At 68.4% G+C, this 23,035-nt stretch carries 23 protein-coding genes; 13 read left to right on the forward strand and 10 right to left on the reverse strand.

Going from position 1 to position 23,035, the window contains the following annotated elements:
* Positions 1-386 (forward strand): CoA-transferase (locus tag GXZ33_RS08655; RefSeq protein ID WP_291340536.1); only part of this gene is annotated, 386 nt, incomplete at its 5' end.
* A 109-nt stretch (positions 387-495) separates the two neighbouring features.
* Positions 496-1,791: an ATP-dependent Clp protease ATP-binding subunit ClpX gene (gene clpX / locus GXZ33_RS08660; protein WP_291340538.1), complete on the forward strand. Its 1,296-nt coding sequence runs from the start codon at positions 496-498 to the stop codon at positions 1,789-1,791.
* A gap of 10 nt (positions 1,792-1,801) precedes the next feature.
* Here clpX and GXZ33_RS08665 read toward each other — a convergent pair whose 3' ends face one another.
* The 4 genes from GXZ33_RS08665 to GXZ33_RS08680 form a co-directional block, all read right to left on the reverse strand.
* Entirely contained in the window at positions 1,802-2,467 is a 666-nt protein-coding gene (locus GXZ33_RS08665) for an Abi family protein (RefSeq protein ID WP_291340540.1), read from the reverse strand.
* A gap of 164 nt (positions 2,468-2,631) precedes the next feature.
* On the reverse strand, positions 2,632-3,396 hold the full coding sequence (locus GXZ33_RS08670; protein WP_291340542.1) for a sulfite exporter TauE/SafE family protein: 765 nt from the start codon (positions 3,394-3,396) through the stop codon (positions 2,632-2,634).
* A 3-nt stretch (positions 3,397-3,399) separates the two neighbouring features.
* Positions 3,400-4,800: an MBL fold metallo-hydrolase gene (locus tag GXZ33_RS08675; RefSeq protein WP_291340544.1), complete on the reverse strand. Its 1,401-nt coding sequence runs from the start codon at positions 4,798-4,800 to the stop codon at positions 3,400-3,402.
* A 119-nt stretch (positions 4,801-4,919) separates the two neighbouring features.
* Positions 4,920-5,786 carry a TetR/AcrR family transcriptional regulator gene (locus GXZ33_RS08680; RefSeq protein WP_291340545.1) on the reverse strand — a complete coding sequence of 289 codons (867 nt, stop codon included), beginning with the start codon at positions 5,784-5,786 and terminating at the stop codon, positions 4,920-4,922.
* 194 nt (positions 5,787-5,980) lie between these two features.
* Here GXZ33_RS08680 and GXZ33_RS08685 point away from each other — a divergent pair, with 194 nt between their 5' ends.
* The gene (locus tag GXZ33_RS08685) at positions 5,981-6,958 is read left to right on the forward strand and encodes a malate dehydrogenase (RefSeq protein WP_291340546.1); all 978 of its coding nucleotides are present in this window, start codon (positions 5,981-5,983) and stop codon (positions 6,956-6,958) included.
* A 45-nt stretch (positions 6,959-7,003) separates the two neighbouring features.
* Positions 7,004-8,491, forward strand: a complete 1,488-nt coding sequence (locus GXZ33_RS08690; protein ID WP_291340548.1) for an Hsp70 family protein — start codon at positions 7,004-7,006, stop codon at positions 8,489-8,491.
* Here the strand turns inward: GXZ33_RS08690 and GXZ33_RS08695 are convergent.
* Together GXZ33_RS08695 and GXZ33_RS08700 are read right to left on the reverse strand one after the other, a co-directional pair.
* Positions 8,463-9,128 (reverse strand): hypothetical protein, encoded by a 666-nt coding sequence (locus tag GXZ33_RS08695; RefSeq protein WP_291340550.1) that lies wholly within the window; start codon positions 9,126-9,128, stop codon positions 8,463-8,465. The two genes, GXZ33_RS08690 and GXZ33_RS08695, sit on opposite strands and share 29 nt — an antisense overlap.
* A 14-nt stretch (positions 9,129-9,142) precedes the next feature.
* A complete protein-coding gene (locus GXZ33_RS08700) occupies positions 9,143-9,820 on the reverse strand; it encodes a MerR family transcriptional regulator (protein WP_291340552.1) in 678 nt (225 codons plus the stop codon).
* Positions 9,821-9,912: 92 nt separating this feature from the next.
* On the opposite strand from GXZ33_RS08700, the gene GXZ33_RS08705 reads away from it, so the two are divergent.
* The 4 genes from GXZ33_RS08705 (at position 9,913) to GXZ33_RS08720 (ending at position 15,563) form a co-directional block, all read left to right on the forward strand.
* Positions 9,913-12,597 carry a valine--tRNA ligase gene (locus tag GXZ33_RS08705; protein WP_291340571.1) on the forward strand — a complete coding sequence of 895 codons (2,685 nt, stop codon included), beginning with the start codon at positions 9,913-9,915 and terminating at the stop codon, positions 12,595-12,597.
* Between the two features lie 14 nt (positions 12,598-12,611).
* A complete protein-coding gene (locus GXZ33_RS08710; protein WP_291340573.1) occupies positions 12,612-14,123 on the forward strand; it encodes a folylpolyglutamate synthase/dihydrofolate synthase family protein in 1,512 nt (503 codons plus the stop codon).
* Positions 14,120-14,551 (forward strand): DUF4233 domain-containing protein, encoded by a 432-nt coding sequence (locus GXZ33_RS08715; RefSeq protein WP_291340553.1) that lies wholly within the window; start codon positions 14,120-14,122, stop codon positions 14,549-14,551. The genes GXZ33_RS08710 and GXZ33_RS08715 overlap by 4 nt, the downstream gene beginning before the upstream one ends.
* 112 nt (positions 14,552-14,663) lie before the next feature.
* A complete protein-coding gene (locus tag GXZ33_RS08720) occupies positions 14,664-15,563 on the forward strand; it encodes a type IV toxin-antitoxin system AbiEi family antitoxin domain-containing protein (RefSeq protein ID WP_291340555.1) in 900 nt (299 codons plus the stop codon).
* Between the two features lie 41 nt (positions 15,564-15,604).
* On the opposite strand, the gene GXZ33_RS08725 is transcribed toward GXZ33_RS08720, so the two are convergent.
* The 3 genes from GXZ33_RS08725 to GXZ33_RS08735 are packed head-to-tail and all read right to left on the reverse strand — an operon-like array spanning position 15,605 to position 17,379.
* Positions 15,605-16,063, reverse strand: coding sequence for a carboxymuconolactone decarboxylase family protein (locus tag GXZ33_RS08725; RefSeq protein ID WP_040086501.1), 459 nt, complete (start codon positions 16,061-16,063; stop codon positions 15,605-15,607).
* Positions 16,060-16,356 carry a GNAT family N-acetyltransferase gene (locus GXZ33_RS08730; protein WP_291340557.1) on the reverse strand — a complete coding sequence of 99 codons (297 nt, stop codon included), beginning with the start codon at positions 16,354-16,356 and terminating at the stop codon, positions 16,060-16,062. Before GXZ33_RS08730 ends, GXZ33_RS08725 begins: the two co-directional genes overlap by 4 nt.
* Positions 16,357-17,379 carry a pirin family protein gene (locus GXZ33_RS08735; protein ID WP_291340559.1) on the reverse strand — a complete coding sequence of 341 codons (1,023 nt, stop codon included), beginning with the start codon at positions 17,377-17,379 and terminating at the stop codon, positions 16,357-16,359. It lies immediately after the preceding gene.
* Positions 17,380-17,443: 64 nt separating this feature from the next.
* Between GXZ33_RS08735 and GXZ33_RS08740 the strand changes: the two genes are divergently transcribed.
* Genes GXZ33_RS08740 through ndk form a run of 3 tightly spaced genes read left to right on the forward strand, consistent with a single transcriptional unit; the run spans position 17,444 to position 18,722 of the window.
* The gene (locus GXZ33_RS08740) at positions 17,444-17,752 is read left to right on the forward strand and encodes a hypothetical protein (RefSeq protein WP_291340561.1); all 309 of its coding nucleotides are present in this window, start codon (positions 17,444-17,446) and stop codon (positions 17,750-17,752) included.
* Positions 17,752-18,291 carry a hypothetical protein gene (locus tag GXZ33_RS08745; protein ID WP_291340563.1) on the forward strand — a complete coding sequence of 180 codons (540 nt, stop codon included), beginning with the start codon at positions 17,752-17,754 and terminating at the stop codon, positions 18,289-18,291. The genes GXZ33_RS08740 and GXZ33_RS08745 overlap by 1 nt, the downstream gene beginning before the upstream one ends.
* Positions 18,292-18,311: 20 nt before the next feature.
* On the forward strand, positions 18,312-18,722 hold the full coding sequence (gene ndk / locus GXZ33_RS08750) for a nucleoside-diphosphate kinase (RefSeq protein ID WP_291340565.1): 411 nt from the start codon (positions 18,312-18,314) through the stop codon (positions 18,720-18,722).
* A gap of 45 nt (positions 18,723-18,767) precedes the next feature.
* Here ndk and GXZ33_RS08755 read toward each other — a convergent pair whose 3' ends face one another.
* Complete coding sequence (locus tag GXZ33_RS08755; RefSeq protein WP_291340567.1) at positions 18,768-19,448, reverse strand: hypothetical protein; 681 nt, start codon at positions 19,446-19,448, stop codon at positions 18,768-18,770.
* A gap of 324 nt (positions 19,449-19,772) precedes the next feature.
* Here GXZ33_RS08755 and GXZ33_RS08760 point away from each other — a divergent pair, with 324 nt between their 5' ends.
* Both GXZ33_RS08760 and rplU read left to right on the forward strand, forming a co-directional pair.
* Complete coding sequence (locus GXZ33_RS08760; RefSeq protein WP_291340575.1) at positions 19,773-22,658, forward strand: translation initiation factor IF-2 N-terminal domain-containing protein; 2,886 nt, start codon at positions 19,773-19,775, stop codon at positions 22,656-22,658.
* Positions 22,659-22,837: 179 nt separating this feature from the next.
* Positions 22,838-23,035: 50S ribosomal protein L21 (gene rplU / locus GXZ33_RS08765; RefSeq protein ID WP_291340569.1), on the forward strand; the 198-nt coding region annotated here is incomplete at its 3' end.

The raw sequence follows: 23,035 nt of genomic DNA on the forward strand, positions 1-23,035 counted from the left end.
ACTCCTTCGCCATGATCCGCTCCCGCGCCGTCGACGTCGCCGTCCTCGGCGCCATGGAGGTCTCCCAGTTCGGCGACCTGGCCAACTGGATGATCCCCGGCAAGATGGTCAAGGGCATGGGCGGCGCCATGGACCTCGTCCACGGTGCGCAGAAGATCATCGTCATGATGGACCACACCACCAAGAAGGGCGACTCCAAGCTCCTCCCGGCGTGTGTCCTGCCGCTGACCGGCGCGAAGTGCGTCGACATGATCGTCACCAACTACGGCGTCTTCGACGTCGACCCGGTCGAGGGCCTCACCCTCCTCCAGTGCGCCGAGGGCGAGACCGTCGAGTCCGTCCGCGCGGTCACCGAGGCTCCGTTCGAGGTGGCCGAGGGGCTCTAGGCTTATCGACGCCGCCCGTCCGCCGTCCCCGGGCCGTGGTTTGACCCGCCGACTACAGTGGTGGGGAACCTGTCCCACCCGCACGAGCGAAGCGAGATAGAAACACCCCATGGCACGCATGCAAGAAAGCGCCGACCTGCTCAAGTGCTCCTTCTGTGGAAAGAGCCAGAAGCAGGTCAAGAAGCTCATCGCCGGCGGCGGTGTGTACATCTGTGACGAGTGCATCGAGCTCTGCAACGAGATCATCGAGGAGGAGCTCGGTGCCGCCCAGGAGGCGGAGCAGAAGGAGGACAAGCTCCCGCGCCCCTCCGAGATCTCCGCCTTCCTGGACAAGTACGTCATCGGCCAGGACAAGGCCAAGCGCATCCTCGCGGTCGCGGTGTACAACCACTACAAGCGGATCCGCACGGAGGAGCTCGCCGCGTCGACCACTTCGCGCCGCAAGAAGGAGGAGGTGGAGATCGCGAAGTCGAACATCCTCCTCCTGGGTCCCACCGGCTCCGGCAAGACCTACCTGGCGCAGACCCTGGCCCGCATGCTCGACGTGCCCTTCGCCATCGCCGACGCCACCTCGCTCACCGAGGCCGGCTACGTCGGCGAGGACGTGGAGAACATCCTGCTCAAGCTGCTGCAGGCCGCCGACTTCGACGTGCCGCGCGCGCAGCGCGGCATCATCTACGTCGATGAGGTGGACAAGATCTCCCGCAAGTCCGACAACCCGTCGATCACCCGCGACGTCTCCGGCGAGGGTGTGCAGCAGGCGCTGCTGAAGATCCTCGAGGGCACCACCGCCTCGATCCCGCCGCAGGGCGGGCGCAAGCACCCGAACCAGGAGTTCATCCAGCTCGACACCTCCAACATCCTCTTCATCGTGGCCGGCGCCTTCGCCGGGCTGGAGAAGGTGATCCAGGAGCGCGTCGGCAAGAAGGGCCTCGGCTTCGGCGCGGAGATCGAGTCCGCCTCCGACCGGGAGAAGACCGACCTCTTCGAGCAGGTCCGCCCCGAGGACCTGGTGAAGTTCGGCCTCATCCCCGAGTTCATCGGCCGCCTGCCGATCGTCGCCACCGTGGACAACCTCGACCGTGACTCCCTCGTCCGGGTGCTCACCGAGCCGAAGAACTCCCTGGTCAAGCAGTACCAGCGCCTCTTCGAGATGGACGACGTGCAGCTCACCTTCTCCGAGGACTCCCTCGGCGTCATCGCCGAACTGGCCCTCGAGCGCGGCACCGGCGCCCGTGGCCTGCGCGCCATCATGGAGGAGCTCCTCGTCCCGGTGATGTACGACATCCCGGACCGTGACGACGTCGTCGAGGTCGTCATCACCGCCGAGGTCGTCCGCGGCGAGGCGGAGCCGCAGCTCATCCTCGACGCCGAGAAGGCCGACGAGGAGAAGGAGACCGCCTAGGTCCCGCTCCTCAGGGATTGCCGGGGCGGAGTTCCCGGAGTCCTGCGATGCGCGAGTGAGAGAGGATCCAGTCCGCTGCGGCGGGGCAGATCCACCGCGCTGTCCGGTCCAGTGCCAGCTGTCTCCTGTCGAGGTAGGAGTCCTCTGCGGGGCGGCTGGCCTGCACTAGGGGTTCATGGTGTGCACATCGGTTTCGCAGCCTGTAGATCAACTCGACTTCCCCGCGGAAGGCAGCCAGTGACGGTGGCGGCGAACCGATCAACGTGGCCTGGAGCTTGGGCCAGACGGTTGTCTGATACCTGCTCGAGAGAAGGAAGAACCAGAAGTCGAAGCTCAACTCCGCGATGATTTTTCCGCTCGGGGCGGGGACAGCATCCGTGCCACCTGCTCTTCTCTGAGCTTTACCGATGGATTTCCTGGCGAGGTGATCGAATGGAATCTGCGTGTTGTTGAACCAGTGCGAGCCATAATGCGGGGAAAGTGCTGAATCCACGCGGTTTCTCAGCAGGACCTCGACATGCTGAATGTCTTCCAGAAGGGCTTTGCTCAGTCGCGTGTTCCACACATAGAGATCTTCGACTGCAGGGTGGAATGCGTACCTGCTCATCCGTGCGCCTGAAAACCAGCTGTTCAAGTCAACCGTGGGGTCGTTGTCGGAGAACGCGTTGTTCGCCATGACTTCAAGTGATACCCTAAATCCGAAGGCCCCGGGTCGATCCCTGCATTTTAGATGTACATCGCCGGGGTCATAGATTTTTCGGGGTGGGGTCCCGCGGACAGAGACACCACCGCCCCGGTCCCCTCTGGTGAGGGGCCGGGGCGGTGGCGTCGACAAGCAGCTTAAGAGAACAGTGCCGGCAGCTCCTGGGACAGGACGAACACGCCCATGACCAGGACGAAGATGCCGAAGCCCTTGCGCAGGGCCTGCTCGGGCACGACCTTGGTCAGGCGGGCACCGATGAGGGCGCCGATGAGCGCCATGCCGGTCACGCCGAGGACCAGCGGCCAGTTGAGCGACACCGTGGTCAGGTAGCCCGCCAGGCCGGCGAAGGACTTCATCGAGATGACCAGCAGCGACGTGCCCACCGCGACCGGCATGCTCAGGCCGCCGAGCAGCGCCAGCGCCGGGACGACGAGGAAGCCACCGCCCGCGCCGACGAGGCCGGTGACCAGGCCGACGACCAGACCCTCGATGAGGATCTTGCCCAGCGGGAGCTTCGTCTGTTCGACGGTGTCACGCTTCTTGCGGCCGCGCAGCATGGCGATCGCCGTGGCGATCATCATGACCGCGAACGCGAGCATGAGGATCACGCCGGGGATGTAGCCGCCGGCCAGGCCGCCGAGGAACGCACCCGCCATGCTGGCGGCACCGAAGATGAGTCCGGTGCGCCACTGGACGTTGCCCATGCGGGCGTGGGTGAGGGTGCTCAGCACGGAGGTGGCGCCGACGACGAAGAGCGACGCCGCGATGGCCTCCTTGGGGTCCATCCCCGCCACGTAGGTGAGGAGCGGGACCGTGAGGATCGATCCACCGCCACCGAGCAGACCCAGGGAGAGTCCGATCGCGATGGCGAGGATCAGTACCGCGATGAGGGTTCCCGACACGGCTTACTTCGCGTTCTGGTGGTCGACGTAACCGAGGTAGGAGCCCTCGAGCTCGTGGATGTCGTAGCCCTTGCGACGCAGCGCGGAACCGGCGACCGAGTTACGGACACCCGACTGGCAGTAGGTGACGATGGTGCTCTCGCCCGGCTCCGGCAGCTCGTCGAGGTTCCACAGGACGCGGCCACCGGAGAGCTGGTGGGAGCCCGGGATGTGGCCGTCGGCGTGCTCGGTCTTGTTGCGCAGGTCGAGCAGCATGTCACGCTCGAAGCCCTCGAGGTCGGCCTGGGCCAGGACCTGCGGGGTCATGGTGGGCAGTCCCTCGAAGTCGGTGATGTAGCCGGTCATCTCGTCGATGCCGACGCGCATGAAGTGGTGACGGTAGTCCTCGGCCTCGGCGGAGTCCTTCGCCAGGACGATGAGGTCGGCGGTGTCGGTCTCCGGGTCGTAGACCCAGGAGCCGTAGGTCGCGGCCTTCTCGATGCCCGGGACGTTGACCGACCCCTGGACCGTGCCCTGGTGGACCTCGGTGTGGTGGCGGGTGTCGACGACGATCGCCTCACCCTTCTCGATGCGGGTCGCCAGCTCAGCGTGGTCGACCTCCGGCAGCGGGGTCAGCGGGTAGCCGAGGACGGCCGGGCCGATCTTGTTCTGGCGCTTCATGCGGCCGAAGTAGGCGTGGGCGTCGGGCTGGCCGTCGAGAAGCTCATCGACGAAGCCCTGCTCGTCGTCGTTCTTCAGGTACGGGGCCCACCAGGCGTAGTTGCGCTCGTAGCCGACGGTGGTCGACGGCAGTGCGCCGAGGGCCTTGCCGCAGGCGGAGCCGGCGCCGTGGGCCGGGTAGACCTGGACGTGGTCCGGCAGCTCGAGGAAGACCTCCTTGAGGCTGCGGAAGATGTCCTTCGCGCCGCCGAAACGGGTGTCGACGCCACCGGCGGCCTCATCGAGCAGGTCCGGGCGGCCGAGGTCGCCGGAGAAGACGAAGTCACCGGAGAGCATGTAGCCCGGGGTGTCGGCGAAGGCGCCGTCGGTGATGAGGAAGGAGAGGTGCTCCGGGGTGTGGCCCGGGGTGTGGCGCGCCTCGATGGTGATGTTGCCGATCTTGATCGTGTCGCGGTCGTACATCCGCTCGCCGTCGAAACCGTACTGCCAGTCCTCGCCGCCCTCGCCGGAGAGGTAGACCTTCGCGCCGGTGGCGGCGGCGAGCTCACGGGTGCCGGAGAGGTAGTCGGCGTGGATGTGGGTCTCGGTGACCGCGACGATCTCCATCCCGTGGTGGGCGGCGAGGTCGAGGTATTCGGTGATGTCGCGGCGGGCGTCGACGACGACCGCGGTGTTCTCCGCCTGGCAGCCGATGAAGTAGCTGGCCTGGGCGAGGTCTTCGTCATAGAAACGTTCGAGCAGCATGTGCGTCACTCCAGATGGTGTCAGCGGATGAATAATTTTCCGTTTGGTTGTGACACTACCATGCCATATACCCTGGGGGGTATCAAGTGATTTTGATGAAAAGCCAGGTCAGGGTGCTTTTATTCTTCTTCCGGAGAGTGCTTTTCGACGTCCACCGTGTCGCCCTCCATGTCGTCGTAGATCCCCAGTCCGGCCTGGGAGTCCTCGTCGTGGCGGTCCGGCGTGAGGTAGCTGCGGTGCCCGCTGTCGGGGATGTTGGCCGTGAGGAAGGACAGCACCGCGTCCACCGCGAGCCGGTGGATGCCCGCGGTGTTCTCCCGGCTGGTCGTGTCGACGTCGGTGAGATTCACCATGAGGTCGCGGTGTGTCACGCGCGTGAAGGCGAGGGAGAGGAGGAGGTAGAAGATGTCCTCCGCGCCGATCCCCGGGCGGAAGGCCCCCGAATCCTGGCCCTGCATGAGCAGCTTGTCCAGCTGGAGTGAGACACGTGTCCCCGGGACCAGATTGGCCAGGCTGGTGATGTTGAGCACGCAGTGGAGGCCTTCGTGGACGAGGAGGCGGATCGCCGCGGGGTTCTCCGTCATCGTGAGGTACAGCGCGTCCACCAGACGGGTCACCCCTTCCACCGGCACCAGGGTGTCGCTGACGAGCTGGTCGGCCGGCGGCTGGAGGCGGTGGGCGGCCTCGCTGAGGCAGCGGAGGTAGAGGCCCTTCTTGTCGCCGAAATGGTAGTGGATCATCCGCTTGGACATACCCGAGAGCTTCGCGATCGTGTCCAGGCGCGTCTCCTGGAATCCGAGCTCCGCGAACTGGTGGAGAGCCACGTCAATGACCCCGTCGACGGTGGCTGAGTCGTCGAGCAGGGGCAGGTCGTCGTTGAACATGCGGGGTCGTTCCCTCCGGGGGGCACGGGTCAGGGTGGAGATGGGGTCTGCCGGGGTGGCGCGGGCGGATCCGCGCGGGTCGCCACCGGCACTGCCCACCATCGTGCCTGATGTGCCGACCGGTGGTGGCGCGGCAGGACCATGAAACTTCCGGACCACCCGATGTAGCGACGTTCTTCCAGCGGAAACAGCCGGATCGCGGGCGAGGTTACGCCCATCCGGGGGTGACGGCCGGGAAAGGTCATAAAGGCTAGACTCGCAGGCGTTGGTGCACTAGACAGCACGAAAGGACCCCCATGACCCAGAACCCCGTGAAGATCGCCGTGACCGGTGCCGCCGGTAACATCGCCTACTCCCTCCTGTGGCGCATCGCCGCAGGTGACGTCTACGGCCGTGACACCCCGATCGAGCTCACCCTCCTCGAGATCCCGGCCGCCGTACGCGGCGCCGAGGGCGTGGCCATGGAGCTCAACGACTCCGCCTTCCCCCTCCTGCGCAACATCACCGTCACCGACAGCGCCGACGTCGCCTTCGACGGTGCCAACGCCGCCTTCCTCGTCGGCGCGAAGCCGCGCGGGGCGGGCGAGGAGCGCGCCGACCTCCTGAAGAACAACGGCGGCATCTTCGGCCCGCAGGGCAGGGCCATCAACGACCACGCCGCGGACGACGTCCGTGTGCTCGTCGTCGGCAACCCGGCGAACACGAACGCCCTCATCGCCCAGCGCCACGCCCCGGACGTCCCGGCCGAGCGTTTCACCGCGCTGATGCGCCTGGACCACAGCCGTGCGCTGTCCCAGCTGGCAGAGAAGCTCGGTGTGCTCACCACCGATTTCGAGAACGTCGTCGTGTGGGGCAACCACTCCGCGACCCAGTTCCCGGACGTGACCTTCGCCACGGTCAAGGATGAGCCGGTCATCGAGAAGATCGACCACGACTGGTACGTCAACGAGTTCATCCCGCGCGTCGCGAAGCGGGGCGCCGAGATCATCGACGTCCGCGGCAAGTCCTCCGCCGCCTCCGCCGCCTCCGCCGCGGTGGACCACATGCGTGACTGGGTGCAGGGCACTGAGCAGTGGGCTTCCGCCGCTCTGCCGTCCGACGGCTCCTACGGCATCGACGAGGGACTCGTCGCCGGCCTGCCGACCATCTCCCGCAACGGCGCCTGGGAGGTCGTCCAGGGACTCGAGCTCAACGACTTCCAGCGCGAGATGATCGCGAAGAACGTCGCGGAGCTCAAGGCCGAGCGGGACGCGGTCGCTGACCTGCTTCCTTAGCGCGTCAACTCGCATCCGCCGCCAATCCCGGTAGGGTGCACAAGCATGCGCTTCGGGATTGATTTCGGAACCACCCGCACCGTCATTGCGGCGGTCGACCGGGGGAACTACCCGGTCGTCAACGTCACGGACACGGACGGCGACTCACGGGAGTACATCCCCTCTGTCGTCGCGCTGGACAGTGAACGGCTGGTCGGTGGCTGGGAGGCGCTGGCGGTCGGTGGCCCGACCCTCACCCGCTCCTTCAAGCGGCTGCTGACCTCCCGTACCGTCACTGCGGAGACGCCCGTCCGGCTGGGCAAGGAGGAACGCCCGCTGGGCGAGGTGCTGACGACCTACGCGGACGGCGTCGTGAAGCAGCTCCGTGAGCACGCCGGCGACGAGGACATCGAGATCGTCCTCGGCGTCCCGGCGAACGCGCGCTCCGCGCAGCGTCTGCTCACCCTCGACGCCTTCACCCGCGCCGGGGCCACCGTCCTCGGGATGGTCCACGAGCCCTCCGCCGCGGCCTTCGAGTACACCCACCGTCACGCCCGCACCCTCACCGCCCGCCGTTCGAGCATCATCGTCTACGACCTCGGTGGCGGCACCTTCGACGTCACCCTCATGCGTCTCGACGGCCCCGAGCACGTCGTCGAGACCTCCCTCGGCGTCTCCCGCCTCGGTGGCGACGACTTCGACGAGGCTCTCGCCGACCTGGCGCTGGCCACCGCCGGCCGCGCCGACGACGTCTTCGGCCGTCGCGCGCGCCAGTCGCTTCTCGACGAGGCCCGCACCGCCAAGGAGCAGCTCAAGCCGCAGTCACGCCGCATCGTCATGGAACTCGATGACGACGACGTCATCGTCCCCGTCGCCGAGTACTACGAGGCCGTCACCCCGCTCGTGGAGCAGACCCTCGACGCGATGCAGCCGCTCGTCGGCGTGGAGGACTCCCTGACCGACACCGACATCGCCGGCGTCTACCTCGTCGGTGGCGCCAGCGCCCTGCCGCTCGTCCCGCGCATGCTGCGCGAGCGCTTCGGACGTCGCGTCCACCGTTCGCCGCTGCCCACCGCCTCCACGGCCGTCGGACTGGCGATCGCCGCCGACCCGGACTCGCTCTACCACCTCAGCGACCGCCTCTCCCGCGGTATCGGCGTGTTCCGCGAGCGTGACGCGGGTGCGGCCGTCAGCTTCGACGCCCTCGTCGGCCCCGAGGCGAAGGCCGACGCCGGCGACACGATCACCGTCACCCGCCGCTACCGCGCCGCGCACAACGTCGGCTGGTTCCGCTACGTCGAGTACTCCGCCCTGGAGTCCGACACCGAGCAGCCCGGAGACCTCACCCTGCTGGCCGAGGTCATCGTCCCCTTCGACCCGGCGCTCCGCGGGCTCTCCGAGGAGGAACTGGCCGCCGTCCCCGTCGAGCGTTCCGACGACGGCCCGGAGGTCATCGAGACCGTGACCATCGACCCGAACGGCATCGCCTCGATCAGCATCCGGTGCGAGGACGAGGATTTCGAGGTCACGGCGACGGTGTCGGTGACGGAGTAAACGCCTCCGCCCCCTCATCGAGCCACAGCGCCACGCAGCGGCCGTCGGTGAGGTGGATCTCCGTGTTGGTTCCTTCCGGTCCACCCAGGATCAGTCCCTCACGTCGGGCCGCGAACCCCCGCACCTCCCGGACCTCCACGATGTCTGTGGCCGGCACCCGGAGAATTTCCTGCCTGCCTTCCCGCAGCACGAGGTCTTCACCCAGGTAGTGAGGGTGGACGATGCGCCCCGCGAGGTATCCCCACAGCAGCGGGATCGAGTACAGGGAGCCCGCGAACAGCAGCAGACGCAGCCACGGCCACGGCACGAGCAGCTCGATGACGATGATCTCGATGACGATCGCCACCGTAAACATCGCCGGCAGGTGCCACCACCTGGTCCGTGCGTGCAGGGGCACCGCACCTTCCGGCACCACGACCCGGCCCCTGAGCAGCCGTCCCAGGTCGGTGATGGCGCGGACCTCGTGGAGGAGGATCCGCACCGGCAGCGGCCGGATCCCCCGACGCAGGGCACTCCACACGTAAGCACCGGCGAGCGCGGCCTCCACGGCGAGGAAGAGGGCCACCGCACCCCACCCGGAGAGGTACCTGTTCCACCACAGCCAGGCGTCGAGAAGCGCGACCGCGACCACTGCCATCGGCAGCACACACCTCACAGCGCACCCGCCAATTCGGCCAGGGCCCGGGCCTGGGCACCGCGGGTCTCGACATCCCGCAGCTGCAGCGGCACCTCACCCGGGGTGAGGGTGGGGAGGATGCCGTCACTGATTCCGCGCAACCCCCGCAGCTCGGCGATGTTGTCATCCGCCGCCGCCGGGGCGAGGTCGCCGAGCTCCTCCCACAGGTCCCGGAAGCGCAGGGTGTTCGCGCGCCGGGCCGGATCGCGCAGGTTGCGGCGCAGCACCTCCCACGTCTCCGCGGAGGCCACACCCGTGAGCCCCATGAGGTCGAGGGCGTCGATCTCCATCCGGGCAGGGATCCCGTCCCCGAGCAGTTCGCGGATCCCGGACCGGATGTCGGCGGGCAGCCCCAGCTCCCCGGACTGCAGGGCCAGCAGGCGGGAGCGCTGCGCCCGCAGGACGGTGAGCTGGGAATCGATGCGGGACAAGGCGGCGTCGATAAGCGAGGAGGAGTCGGAACGGATGTCGGCGAGGGTGATGCCGGCGTCGACGAGCGCCCGGACGCGCAGCAGCGCGGCCAGATCGGCGAGACCGTAGTCGCGGTAGCCACCGGCGGTGCGCGGGGGCTCGGGCAATGCGCCGGAGGCGTGATAGTGGCGCACGGCGCGGACGGAGCAACCGGCGGCGCGGGCGACCTCGGAGATTCTCATGGCACCAGCATGAACCATGACGTCACGTGAGGGTCAAGCCCTCAGGTGCAGGGGCTATGATGGTCCGAGTGAACGACCAGACCGAGGGGAAGATGTTGATGGGTAAGAACCGAGCTGACGCACTGCCGAAGTCCTGGGATCCTCAGTCCGTGGAGGCCGAGCTGTACCAGGGTTGGGTCGACGCCGGACATTTCACGGCCGATCCGGAGAGTGACAAGCCGGCCTACTCCATCGTGCTGCCGCCGCCGAACGTGACCGGCCAGCTCCACATGGGTCACGCCCTGGACCACACCCTCATGGACGCCCTGGTGCGCCGCAAGCGCATGCAGGGCTACGAGGTGCTGTGGCTGCCGGGCATGGACCACGCGGGTATCGCGACCCAGACCAAGGTCGAGAAGATGCTCAAGCGCACCGAGGGCAAGGACCGCTACGACTATGGCCGCGAGGAGTTCATCGAGAAGGTCTGGGAGTGGAAGGAGGAGTACGGCGGCGCCATCGCCGACCAGATGCGCGCCATCGGTGACTCCGTCGACTGGTCCCGCGAGCGCTTCACCCTCGACGAGGGCCTGTCGCGTGCCGTGCAGACCATCTTCAAGGAGCTCTACGACCGCGGTCTGATCTACCGCGCCAACCGCCTGGTCAACTGGTCCCCGGTCCTCGAGACCGCCGTGTCCGACATCGAGGTCGTGTACAAGGACGTCGAGGGCGAGCTCATCTCCTTCCGCTACGGCTCGATGAACGACGACGAGCCGCACGTCGTCGTCGCCACCACCCGTGTGGAGACGATGCTCGGTGACGTCGCCATCGCCGTCCACCCCGAGGACGAGCGCTACGCCGACCTCGTGGGCACCCGCCTGCCGCACCCCTTCCGCGACGACCTGTCGATGATCGTCGTCGCCGACGACTACGTCGACCCCGAGTTCGGCTCCGGTGCCGTGAAGATCACCCCGGCGCACGACCCGAACGACTACGCCCTCGGCCTGCGCCATGAGCTCGACATGCCGACGATCATGGACGAGACCGGCCGCATCTGCGACACCGGCACGCAGTTCGACGGCATGACCCGCGAGGAGGCCCGCGTCGCCGTGCGCGAGGCACTGGCCGAGCAGGGCCGCATCGTCGAGGAGAAGCGCCCCTACCTGCACTCCGTCGGCCACTCCGAGCGCTCCGGCGAGGCCATTGAACCGCGTCTGTCGCTGCAGTGGTTCGTCAAGGTGGAGGAGCTGGCCAGGATGGCCGGCGACGCCATCCGCGAGGGCGACACCAGGGTGCACCCCGAGTCGATGGAGCCCCGCTACTTCGAGTGGGTCGACAACATGCACGACTGGACCATCTCCCGCCAGCTGTGGTGGGGCCACCGGATCCCGATCTGGTACGGCCCGGAGGGCGAGATCGTCTGCGTCGGCCCCGACGAGCAGGCCCCGGAGGGCTACACCCAGGACCCCGACGTCCTGGACACCTGGTTCTCCTCCGCCCTGTGGCCCTTCTCGACGATGGGCTGGCCCGAGAAGACCCCCGAGCTGGCCAAGTTCTACCCGACATCCGTCCTGGTCACCGCCTACGACATCCTGTTCTTCTGGGTGGCCCGCATGATGATGTTCGGCACCTTCGCCGCGCAGATCACCCCGGAGCTGCTCGGCTCCGGTCAGGACGGACGCCCGCAGGTCCCGTTCACCGACCTGTTCCTCCACGGCCTGGTCCGCGACGAGCACGGCCGCAAGATGTCCAAGTCCCTGGGCAACGGCATCGACCCGATGGACTGGGTCCGCGAGTACGGCGCCGACGCCCTGCGCTTCACCCTGGCCCGCGGCGCGAACCCGGGTGTGGACCTCCCGGTCGGCGAGGACGCCGCCCAGTCCTCCCGCAACTTCGCCACGAAGCTCTTCAACGCCACCAAGTTCGCGCTGCTCAACGGCGCGGAGGTGGGCGAGCTGCCGCCGCGCGAGGAGCTCACCGACGCCGACCGCTGGATCCTCGACCGCCTCGAGCAGGTCCGCGCGGACGTCGACGCGTTCCTCGACGACTACCAGTTCGCCAAGGCCAACGAGGAGCTCTACCACTTCGCGTGGGACGAGGTCTGTGACTGGTACCTGGAGATCGCCAAGACCCAGATCCCGCGCGACGGGGAGACCCAGCAGGGGGCGAACACCCAGATCGTCCTGGGCCGTGTCCTCGACGTGGTCCTGCGCCTGCTGCACCCGGCGATGCCCTTCGTCACCGAGGTCCTGTGGAAGGCCCTGACGGAGAAGGAGACCATCGTCACCGCCCCGTGGCCGACCGCCGCGGACACCAACGAGGGTGCCGCCACCGACGAGGTCGCCGTCCGCCGCATCGCCGACGCCGACAAGCTCATCACCGAGATCCGCCGCTTCCGCTCCGACCAGGGCGTCAAGCCCTCCCAGCCGGTCCCGGCCGCGATCGACTTCGCCGCCGCCGACCTGCAGAACCAGGAGGACCTGGTCCGCGCCCTGGCCCGTGTCACCGCCCCGGAGGAGGGCTTCGAGGAGTCCGCCTCCATCGAGCTGCGCCTGTCCCAGGCCACCATCTCCGTGGCCCTGGACACCTCCGGCACCGTCGACGTCGAGGCCGAGCGCAAGCGCCTCGAGAAGGACCTCGCCGCTGCGCACAAGGAGCTCGAGGGCACCGCCAAGAAGCTCGGCAACGAGGCGTTCCTGTCGAAGGCACCGGAGGCCGTGGTCAACAAGATCCGCACCCGCCAGCAGGTCGCCCAGGAGGAGGTCGAGCGCATCACCGCCCGTCTGGAGGGCCTCAAGTGAGCCGCGAGGAACAGATCCTCAACAACGCCGCCGACGACGAGGACCTCGAGGACCTCGCCGAACTCAACGACGCCGTCGAGATTACCGACCAGGGCCTGAAGCTCAACATCGAGCTCGGCGACGTCGAGAAGCCGCAGCCGGTGGAGATCACCCCGGAGGACCTCGCGGAACTCGCCGCCGTCGAGGCGGAGCTGGACACCCGCTGGCCCGAGACCAAGATCGACCCCTCCCTCGAGCGGATCGAGATGCTCATGGACCTGCTGGGTTCCCCGCAGAACTCCTTCCCGGCGATCCACGTGTCCGGCACCAACGGCAAGACGTCGACGGTGCGCATGATCGAGTCGCTGCTGCGTGCCTTCCACCGCCGCACCGGCCGCACGACCAGCCCGCACCTGCAGCTGGTCACCGAACGCATCGGCATCGACGGACTCCCGATCCACCCGCGCGACTACGTCCGCCTGTGGCGCGAGATCCAGCCCTACGTCGAGCTTGTCGACGAAAAAACCGGCATCCGCATGTCCAAGTTCGAGGTGCTCACCGCCCTGGCCTACGCCGCGTTCGCGGATGCGCCGGTGGAGGTGGCCGTCGTCGAGGTCGGCATGGGCGGAACGTGGGACGCGACGAACGTCATCCAGTCCGACGTCGCGGTCATCATGCCCGTCGGCATGGACCACACCGACTACCTCGGCGACACCATCGAGGAGATCGCCACGGAGAAGGCCGGCATCATCAAGTCCCGCTGGGACACCGATGACCTGCTCAGCCCGCCGGACAACGTCGCCATCGTCGCCGAGCAGGACCCCGCCGCGATGCAGGTCATCCTGGAGCGCGCCGTCGAGGTGGACGCCGCCGTCGCCCGCGCGGGTGCCGAGTTCGGCGTCATCTCCGCCGCCGTCGCCGTCGGTGGCCAGCAGCTGAGCCTGCGCGGACTCGGCGGCGAGTACGAGGACATCTTCCTGCCGCTCTCCGGCGAACACCAGGCCCGCAACGCCGCCGTGGCGCTCGCCGCGGTGGAGGCCTTCTTCGGGGCCGGTGCCGGCCGTCCGCTCGACCTTGAGACGGTGCGCAAGGGCTTCGCGCAGGTGCAGTCCCCGGGCCGCCTCGAGCGTGTCCGCACCTCGCCGACCACCTTCATCGACGCCGCCCACAACCCGCACGGCGCCGCAGCCCTCGGCGCCGCCCTGGACCGTGACTTCGAGTTCAACCGGCTCATCGGCGTCGTCGGCGTCCTCGACGACAAGGACGCTCGCGGGATCCTGGTGGCCCTGGAGCCCTACCTCTCCGAGGTGGTCATCACGCAGAATTCCAGCCCCCGTGCCCTCGATGCGTACGATCTGGCTGAACACGCCCGTGAGATCTTCGGTGAGGAGCGCGTCCACGTCGACGAGAACCTCGCCGGGGCCTATGCGCTGGCCGTGGAACTGGCCGAGGACGCGGACATCCAGTCGGGTGCCGGAGTCGTCGTCACCGGTTCGGTGGTCACCGCGGGCGAGGCACGCACACTGTTCGGAAAGGACCCCGCATGAGCCGTCACCCCGTAGACCAGCCTGAGGTCAGCCCGCTCGGGCCCGGCCACGCCCCGGAGAAGGACCCGATGAAGGGCATCCGCGGGGTCATGGCGGGCACGCTCGTCCTCGAGGCGATCACGATCCTGCTCATCCTCACCGTGATCCTCAAGGTCAGCGACGGCGCCTACTGGACGACCTTCAACTGGGTGTTCATCACGGCCGTCGGTCTGGCGCACGTGGTCATGTCCGGTCTGCAGCGGTTCAGCTGGGCCCTGCCGGTCAACCTGGCGTTGCAGGTCATCCTGCTGGTGGGCGGGTTCTTCGTCCACTTCTCCGCGGTGATGGTGGCGATCATCTTCATCATCGTGTGGTGGTATCTGCTGCACCTGCGTTCCACGCTCCTGGAGCGCATGAAGCGTGGCTGGCTGACCACCCAGCACCTGTAGGGCCAACCAAGTCGTACCGCGAGGCCCCTCCCCGCACATCGGGGGAGGGGCCTCGCGGTATCTTCCGGTTGCCGCACGGAACCTTTCCGGGGCGGGCGGAGTCTAAGAGTGCATGGCTCAGCTACCCACCGGACGGTCCATCTTCACCACGAGGGAACTCGCCGACGCCGGCGTCAGCCCGCAGAACATCCGCACCCTGGTCCGCCGCGGGAAACTGCACCGCATCATCCCGGGCCTCTATACGACGTCCCGTCCCCACGGGAAGTTCCTCCTCCGGGCGTTGCAGCATCAGCGACCTGACCTGGTGTTCACCGGGATGACCGCTGCGCAGCTGCACAACGGTCACCGGATCACCACCCCGGTCACCGTGCTCGTGGCCCGGGACCGGACGTTCCAGTCGAACAGTCTGGTCACGGTCATCCGGGCGGTGCGCCGTCCGTGGGAGCTCATGGATGATCTCCGCGTGGCCACCCCGCTCCGCGCGGCCCTGGACATCCCTGAGAGCCGGAGTCCGCATGCGGTGGTGCTCATCGAGCGTCACTACACGGGACGCGGCGCCCGGGAAAGGCTGGAAAAGGATCTGGGTGCCTTCGGGCGGGTGCCGAAGCTGCTGCGGGACCGGGTCAACCGGGCGTCGACGGGCACGGACTCCGAGACGGAGCGGGTGCTCTTCAGGGCTCTGCGGCGGCGCGGTTACGCGTTCGAGAACAACCGGCTCATCGGCAACTATTTCCGTGACGGTGTGTATGAGCCGGGGAGGGTGATCGTGGAGGTCCACGGGCACCGGTACCACAAGCACATTGATGTGCAGATCAAGGACTACTGGAAGGCCAACGACGCCACCGCCCGCGGGTACCGGCACCTGAGCTTCTCCGACATCTGTGTCGACCTGCACCTGGAGAGGGTGGTCGACTTCATCGTCGCGGTGATCCGGGGTGAGGAGCGGGAGGTGGAGCTGATGGGGCGGTGGCACGTGGTGTGGAGGCAGCCGGGCGCGATCGGGATGCGTTGATCGTGCAGCGAGGGGCGTCCCCGCCTGCCTCCGGCGCGACGCTAGCGCGACAGCAGCGGGTGCCCGGACGCGATGGACACGCGGTTGAAGGCGTTGATCATGATGATCGACCACTCCAGGGCCGCGACCTGTTCCTCGGCGAATACCTGGCAGGCGGGCAGGGCGGCGCGGGAGTTGTCCCGGTCCTTGGGCAGGAGGGTGAGGGTCTCGGCGAGTTCGAGGGCGGCCTTCTCCTTCTCGGTGAATTCGTCGACCATGCGCCAGGCGGGCAGGGCGTCGAGTTTGTTCTCGGGGACGCCGGCCTTGCGGGCGGCGGGGACGTGGATGGACAGGCAGGTGCCGCAGCCGTTGATCTGGCTCACGCGGACGGCGATGAGTTCGATGAGGGACTTGGGCAGGTCGACGTCCGGGTAGAGCATGGTGAGCTTCCGGGACACCTCGGTCAGTGACTTGTAGACCTCGGGGTAGAACTTGTCGAGGTAGGGGGCCTTGCGGGTCATCGGAGCTCCTTCTGCAGCCAGGTGATGTCGGCGGGGGTGGGCTTGCGCCAGGTGTGGTCGTGGTCGTTCTTCTCCAGCCAACCACGAACGAAGGGACAGATCGCGACGATCGGCAGATCCGTCTGCGCGAGTGCCTCGGAGATGAGCTGGCCGGCGAGTCCGCGGCCGCCGAATTCGGGGGTGACCTCGGTGTGGTAGAAGAGTCTTTCTCCGTCGTGGTCGCGGTAGTCGGTGTGGCCGACGCGTTGTCCGTCGATGTGGATGATGAACTGGTTGTCGTCGTGGGTGACCATTCAGATCCTCTCTTCGGGGCGGGCGACGGGGGCGGGGTTCTTGCGGGGGCGGATGCTGGCGTGGGGCAGCTTCGGGGCGGGCAGGCGGCTGAGGCCGTCGGGGTCACGGCCGATGTAGCCTTCGGTGACTCCGAAGCGTTCGTCCTCGTCCTGCCATTCGCGGCGGTACTGTTCGATCTCCTCGTAGGTGCGGCCGATGAAGTTCCACCACATGATGATCTCCTCCTCGAAGGGTTCGCCTCCGATGAGCAGCATGCGGGCTTCGGTGGAGCCGTTGTTGCGGATGCGCAGCCGTTCCTCGCCGATGCCGGTGTACGCCAGTTCGCTGGGGGCGACGGTGATGCCCTCGAGGTCGATGTCGCCGGCGTCGACAAGCAGACCGTGTTCGTAGGTGGGGTCGACGTCGATGCTTATCGACGCCCCCGCCTCCAACCTCAGTTCCGCCCCCACGAGGGGGCTGAAGGTGGTGACGGGGGAGGTGTAGCCGAGGAGGGAGCCGAGGAAGACGAGGGCCTGTCCGCCGTCGAAGTGCACGGGCTCGGGGGCGTGGTGGTCGAAGCGGCGGGGGCCGTGGCGGTCGGCGTCGGGAAGCACGGTCCACAGCTGGACGCCGTGGAGCGTGGTCGTGGCCTGGGTGGTGACCTCCGAGTGGCAGATGCCGGCACCGGCGGTCATGAGGTTGACCTCGCCGGGGCGGACGACGGCGTGGTTGTCGCCGGAGTCGTGGTGGGTGATGGTGCCCTCGAAGAGCCAGGACACGGTCTGCAGCCCGGTGTGGGGGTGCGGGGCGACGTCCATGCCGCCGGTGACGGAGACGTCGTCGGGGCCGTAGTGGTCGACGAAGCACCACGCGCCGATGAGGCTGCGCTGACGCTGGGGGAGGGTGCGGCGGACGGTCATGGCGCGGGGGCCGCCGAGGGGGACCGCGCGGGAGGTGATGATCTCCACCTTGGCACCGTCGGTGCAGTGCGGGGTGGTCGGGGAGAGGACGAGCTCCTCCGAGTTCTGTTCGGTGACGGACATGAGGCCACTTTAACAGAGAAGATGTTGATATGTACCCAACCATTGTCCGCACTAGGCTGGCGCCATGCGTGCTCTCTACCTCGGACTCGCCGCCGCCCTGTGCGTGGCGGCGCTCGTGTTCAAGTTCTCCGGTGCCCCCAACCTCACCTCCGTCATCGCACTGCTGCTCGCCGGGGCCTTCCTGGTCCTCGGCCTCAAGGTGGCCGCCGCCGGGCGGGAGGGCGCACCGATCGACCTCGACGAGGAGAAGCGCGCCACCCTCCGCGACATGCTCGACCGTGGTGACGAGGGAGCCGCCGTCCGCCAGGTCCAGCTGTGGTTCCGGGACGCCACGCCCGAGACCGCCCGGGCGGCGGTGCAGGGACTGAAGTAGTGCGCTGGATCCTCGGAGTGGTGGGGGTCGCCCTCCTCCTCGTGGTGTGGTTCACCGCCTGCGGGACGCTCGAGCAGGTCGTCGTCGGGCAGCAGGCCGCGCGGCTCAACAGACAGGTCGCCGAGGCCGGACACGGGGACCGCCACCCTGCACGTCCGCATGGAGGCCGAGGGGCTGGACCGCGCCGCCTCCTCCGAACTGCTCCACCTCATGTCGGCCCTGGAGCCCGCCGACACCTTCCGGGCCCCGGCTGGGAGATCGACGGGGTGTTCGACGCGGCCACCCCGCTCATCGGCCCCGGCACCGGGCTGCTCGAGTTCCGGTGGCGCGGCGTCCGGGTCCGGGCGGAGACCGTGCTGCAGCACACCCCCGACATTGTCCGCGCCCAGCAGCAGGCCTTCCGTGACACCGGCTGGGACAGGGTCGGCCTCATCCTCCAGCCGGGCCCTGACGCCCGTGAGCAGCGCTGGCTGGCCCCGCTGGAGGAGGGGGCGGACGTGACACGGGTCCCACCGCCTTCCCGCGCCCCGGAGGAATGACTCCGGTACACTCTCCAATCATGACTGAACGCACTCTCATCCTCATCAAGCCGGACGGCGTCAAGAACGGCCACGTCGGCGAGATCATCGCCCGCATCGAGCGCAAGGGCCTCAAGCTCGCCGCTCTGGACCTGCGCGTCGCGGACCGCGCCACCGCTGAGCAGCACTACGCTGAGCACTCCGACAAGCCCTTCTTCGGCGAGCTCGTCGAGTTCATCACCTCCGCTCCGCTGGTCGCCGGCATCGTCGAGGGCGAGCGTGCCATCGAGGCATGGCGTCAGCTGGCCGGCGGCACCGACCCGGTCTCCAAGGCCACCCCGGGCACCATCCGCGGTGACTTCGCACTGACCGTCGGCGAGAACGTCGTCCACGGCTCCGACTCCCCGGAGTCCGCCGAGCGCGAGATCAACATCTGGTTCCCGAACCTCTAGGGTTCCGGCAGGGCCGCATCCCCGTCACGGGGGTGCGGCCCTTCGTCATCTCCGGGACAGTTCCGTGAGCACCCGCACCCCCACGGGGGTCAGCTCCACCAGGTGCCGGGAGATGTCGGCGCCGGCGTCGACGGTGCTCACCGACACCAGTCCGTCGCGTTCCAGGTCCCCCACCTCGGCCCTGAGCTTCCCGACGTCCCGCCCCAGTTCCTTCGCCAGCAGCCACGTGCGCGCCCGGATACCGTCGACGGCCCCCATGTCGGCCAACGCACGGATCACGTCGCGGTGTTCGTCGGCGGTGGTGAGGCGGGGGAGGGTGGCGTCGGCAAGCGACGTCGACTCCAGCACCTTCTGCGCGCGGCGCCGCCCCATCGCGGCGGTCCGGCGGTTCGCGGCGCGGAAACTCAGCATCATGAGGCCGGAGACACCCAGGAAGTACAGCGGCCACCCGGCTCCCCCGACCCAGGTGCCGGGAATGAACGCCAGCGCGCCGGGTACGAGCAGGCGCAGATGGTCCCGGCGGGTGAAGTCCGTGTCGGCGGTGGTCTTCATGTCCAGCCCCGGGGACCACGCGTCCCGCGGCAACGCCACCAGGGCGATTCCGGCGGCGACGATGAACACCACCAGCGCAGCCAGGAACATCTCCATGTGGATGAGCGTGAACACCGCGCCGATGCCGAAGCTGAACGGAACCGTCGCCCGGGCGGGGAACAGGGAGCTGCGCATGTCCGCCACCGTAGCGGAACCTGCCCGTGTGGCCCGGGGTGTGCCACAATGGAGCGCGGGCTGCGCCGAGCGTGGCCCGGAGAAGTGCACAAATGAATAGACCCGAAGAAGAATTTTGCGGACGGCCCCTGTGCGGCGGCGGCGAGGACACCTCGCCAGCGCCCGGGGTGCCGGCCGAACACAACTACAGGAGTATCCGTGGCTGATTCCACCGAACCCACCCACCCGGACGCCGAGCAGAACGGGACCGACGCGCCGAAGAAGCGCCGCGCCACCCGGCGGGCGACCCGCAAGACCACCGCACCGGCCGCCCCGAAGGTCCGCGTGCACGCCCTGGCCAAGGAGCTGGGCAAGACCTCGAAGGAACTCATCGAGGTCCTCGCCGGCATGGACCTGAAGAAGGTCGCGCAGTCCACCCTCACCGTCGACGAGGTGGAGAAGGTCAAGGCCGCCCTCGCGGAGCCGACCCCGGAGCCGGACGAGGAGAAGATCCGCACCCGGGTGCGCAAGAACGTCGCCAACGAGATCTCTCAGATCGAGGAGAAGGTCGAGGCCGACCTCGCCGAGCTGCTCAAGGAACAGCCGGACGAGGAACTCCTGGAGGACATCACCCCGGAGATCACCCCGAAGCCGGCCGTCGAACCGGCCGTGGAGCAGTTCGTGCCGCTGTTCATGGCCCCGGAGACCGAGACCCCGGAGCCGGCCGCGGAGCCGGAGGAGGAGTCCGAGGAGTCCGAGGACGAGCGCACCGCTTCCCGACGTCGCCGTCGCGGCCGCCGCGGCGCCGGCCGCGGGCGTGGCACTGAGGAGCAGGGGGAGCAGGCGGAGCAGGCGGTCGTCGAGAAGCAGGAGCCGGAGGAAGAGGAGGACCTCCCCGAGGAGCCCGTCGCGCTGAAGGGCTCGACCCGTCTGGAGTCGCAGCGCCGCCGTCGCGCCGAGATGCGCGAGGAGGGGCGCCGCAAGAAGCACATCGTGTCGCAGGCCGAGTTCCTGGCGCGCCGCGAGTCCGTCGAGCGCACGATGGTGGTGCGCGAGCGTCAGCGCCACGACCACCCGGGCATGGTGACCCAGGTCGGTGTGCTGGAGGATGAACTGCTCGTCGAGCACTTCGTCACCAGTGAGGCGCAGGCCTCGATGATCGGCAACATCTACCTCGGCCGCGTGCAGAACGTGCTGCCGAGCATGGAGGCGGCGTTCATCGACATCGGCAAGGGCCGCAACGGCGTGCTCTACGCCGGTGAGGTCGACTGGAAGTCCGCCGGACTCGGGGGACGCAGCCGCCGCATCGAGCAGGCACTCAAGTCCGGCGACCAGGTGCTCGTCCAGGTGTCCAAGGACCCGGTGGGCCACAAGGGTGCCCGCCTGACCACGCAGATCTCGCTGGCCGGCCGTTTCCTCGTCTACGTGCCGGGTGGCCGCAGCGCCGGCATCTCCCGCAAGCTGCCCGCCCCGGAGCGCAAGCGTCTCAAGGAGATCCTGGGCAAGGTCGTCCCGGGACAGGGCGGCGCCATCATCCGCACCGCCGCGGAGGGCGTGTCGGAGGAGGCCATCGCCGCCGACGTCGACCGCCTGCACCGCCTGTGGGAGGACATCCAGGAGCGTGCCGACAAGGAGATCAACTCCCGCGGCTCCAAGCCCGTCACCATGTACGAAGAGCCGGACATGCTGGTCAAGGTGATCCGTGACCTCTTCAACGAGGACTTCACCTCCCTCATCGTCGAGGGCGACCGCGCCTGGAACACCGTCCACGCCTACGTGAAGTCCGTCGCCCCGGACCTGCTCGACCGCGTGCAGAAGTACCAGCGCAGCTCCCACGACGGCGCCGACTCCTTCGCCCGCTACCGCATCGACGAGCAGCTGCAGAAGGCCCTGCACCGCAAGGTGTGGCTGCCGTCCGGCGGCTCCCTCGTCATCGACCGCACCGAGGCGATGACCGTCGTCGACGTCAACACCGGCAAGTTCACCGGCTCCGGCGGCAACCTCGAGGAGACCGTCACCCGCAACAACCTGGAGGCGGCCGAGGAGATCGTCCGCCAGATGCGCCTGCGTGACCTCGGCGGCATGATCGTCGTCGACTTCATCGACATGGTCCTGCCCGAGAACCAGGAACTCGTCCTGCGCCGCCTCAAGGAGGCCCTCGGCCGCGACCGCACCCGCCACCAGGTCTCGGAGGTCACCTCCCTGGGCCTGGTCCAGATGACCCGCAAGCGCCTGGGCACCGGCCTGCTCGAGACCTTCTCCACCGAGTGTGAGGCCTGTGGCGGCCGGGGCCTGATCCTCCACGAGGATCCGGTCGAGACGCCCGTCGAGGTCGAGGAGCGCCCGCGCCGTAAGCCGGCCCAGCCGCACCCGGCCGCCGCCGCCATGAAGCGCGAGGACAAGCCGAAGTCGGACGACATCGAGGAGCTCGCCGCCGCCGTCGTGGTCACGGATTCAGAGGAGGACACCGAGGAGACCGGGGAGACCGGGGACACTGCTTCCCGACGCCGCCGTTCCCGCCGCGGCCGCCGTGGCACCAGCCGGGGCCGGGCGGTGGAGCAGGCCGAGGAGAAGGTCGCGGAGAAGGTCGCGGAGAAGGCTGACGTCAGCGAGGTGCAGGACATCGTCGACATCGTCGACGCCGCCGTGGGCCACGCCGACGTCGAGGACCCGGATGAGCCCTCGGGCGCGGACTACGTGCCGGAGAAGACCTTCCAGCAGGCGGTCGCCGAGTTCGAGGCCTCCCCGCGCCGTCGCCGCCGCACCCGCGGTAACTCCCGGTCGGATCACCGTCCCCGCCCGGAGGACTACCCGGGCTCCGCGGCCTCGGGCCCGGTGGCGAAGGCCGAGGAGACGATGATCAAGGTCGCCGACACCCCTGAGACCCCTGAGCCCCGCGAGGAGGCCGGCCGTCGCCGTCGTCGTGTCACCCGGGGCCGGGCGGCACAGGCCCAGGAGACACCGCAGGAGGAGAAGAAGGCGGAGAAGAAGGAGCCCGCGAAGCAGCGCTCCAACCGTCCCTCCGAGGTGTCCGCCGGGGCGCCGACCCGTTCCCGTGGCCGTCGTCGTGTGGTGCGCCGCGCGACCCGCACGTCCCAGCCCGCTCAGGCACCGGTCCAGCAGGCGGAACCCACCGCCCAGCGGACGCGGAAGCAGGAGGCGGCGGAGGGTGGCGTCGAGAAGCGGGCGCGTGGCCGACGTCGCGTCGCACGTCGCACGAGCGGACGCTAGAGGCGGTTTGTCTTTTGGCACCCTTGCGGGGTAGTCTTTGACAGTCGCTGTTTTGGGGATATTGCGCCGCCAGATCTTAGCAGGTCAAGCGTGCTGCTGCCCCGGAACGCAAGTGAAATACGTCCATTCAGGTCTGCATCCGCCGGCCTGAGCCGAGTTTAGATAAGGGGTAACCCTCTATGTACGCGATCGTCAAGACCGGCGGCAAGCAGTACAAGGTTGCCGAAGGCGACCTCGTCAAGGTCGAGAAGATCGAGGGTGAGCCGGGCGCGTCCGTGGCTCTCACCCCGGTTCTGCTCGTCGACGGTGCCAACGTCACCTCCAAGTCCGAGGACCTCGCCAAGGTGAGCGTCGCTGCGGAGATCGTCGAGCACACC

It is taken from the genome of Corynebacterium sp. (genome assembly GCF_012838985.1).
Classification (GTDB): Bacteria; Actinomycetota; Actinomycetes; order Mycobacteriales; family Mycobacteriaceae; genus Corynebacterium.

Excerpts from the sequence above, each read along its gene's own strand:
- GXZ33_RS08665 (WP_291340540.1), bottom strand. The coding sequence starts at position 2,467 with ATGGCGAACAACGCGTTCTCCGACAACGACCCCACGGTTGACTTGAAC.
- GXZ33_RS08730 (WP_291340557.1), bottom strand. The coding sequence starts at position 16,356 with ATGGTCACCCACGACGACAACCAGTTCATCATCCACATCGACGGACAA.
- GXZ33_RS08715 (WP_291340553.1), top strand. The coding sequence starts at position 14,120 with ATGAGCCGTCACCCCGTAGACCAGCCTGAGGTCAGCCCGCTCGGGCCC.
- GXZ33_RS08735 (WP_291340559.1), bottom strand. The coding sequence starts at position 17,379 with ATGTCCGTCACCGAACAGAACTCGGAGGAGCTCGTCCTCTCCCCGACC.
- GXZ33_RS08720 (WP_291340555.1), top strand. The coding sequence starts at position 14,664 with ATGGCTCAGCTACCCACCGGACGGTCCATCTTCACCACGAGGGAACTC.
- GXZ33_RS08740 (WP_291340561.1), top strand. The coding sequence starts at position 17,444 with ATGCGTGCTCTCTACCTCGGACTCGCCGCCGCCCTGTGCGTGGCGGCG.
- clpX (WP_291340538.1), top strand. The coding sequence starts at position 496 with ATGGCACGCATGCAAGAAAGCGCCGACCTGCTCAAGTGCTCCTTCTGT.
- GXZ33_RS08675 (WP_291340544.1), bottom strand. The coding sequence starts at position 4,800 with ATGCTGCTCGAACGTTTCTATGACGAAGACCTCGCCCAGGCCAGCTAC.
- GXZ33_RS08680 (WP_291340545.1), bottom strand. The coding sequence starts at position 5,786 with ATGGTGGGCAGTGCCGGTGGCGACCCGCGCGGATCCGCCCGCGCCACC.
- GXZ33_RS08685 (WP_291340546.1), top strand. The coding sequence starts at position 5,981 with ATGACCCAGAACCCCGTGAAGATCGCCGTGACCGGTGCCGCCGGTAAC.
- GXZ33_RS08705 (WP_291340571.1), top strand. The coding sequence starts at position 9,913 with ATGTTGATGGGTAAGAACCGAGCTGACGCACTGCCGAAGTCCTGGGAT.
- GXZ33_RS08690 (WP_291340548.1), top strand. The coding sequence starts at position 7,004 with ATGCGCTTCGGGATTGATTTCGGAACCACCCGCACCGTCATTGCGGCG.
- GXZ33_RS08695 (WP_291340550.1), bottom strand. The coding sequence starts at position 9,128 with ATGGCAGTGGTCGCGGTCGCGCTTCTCGACGCCTGGCTGTGGTGGAAC.
- ndk (WP_291340565.1), top strand. The coding sequence starts at position 18,312 with ATGACTGAACGCACTCTCATCCTCATCAAGCCGGACGGCGTCAAGAAC.
- GXZ33_RS08755 (WP_291340567.1), bottom strand. The coding sequence starts at position 19,448 with ATGCGCAGCTCCCTGTTCCCCGCCCGGGCGACGGTTCCGTTCAGCTTC.
- GXZ33_RS08700 (WP_291340552.1), bottom strand. The coding sequence starts at position 9,820 with ATGAGAATCTCCGAGGTCGCCCGCGCCGCCGGTTGCTCCGTCCGCGCC.
- GXZ33_RS08725 (WP_040086501.1), bottom strand. The coding sequence starts at position 16,063 with ATGACCCGCAAGGCCCCCTACCTCGACAAGTTCTACCCCGAGGTCTAC.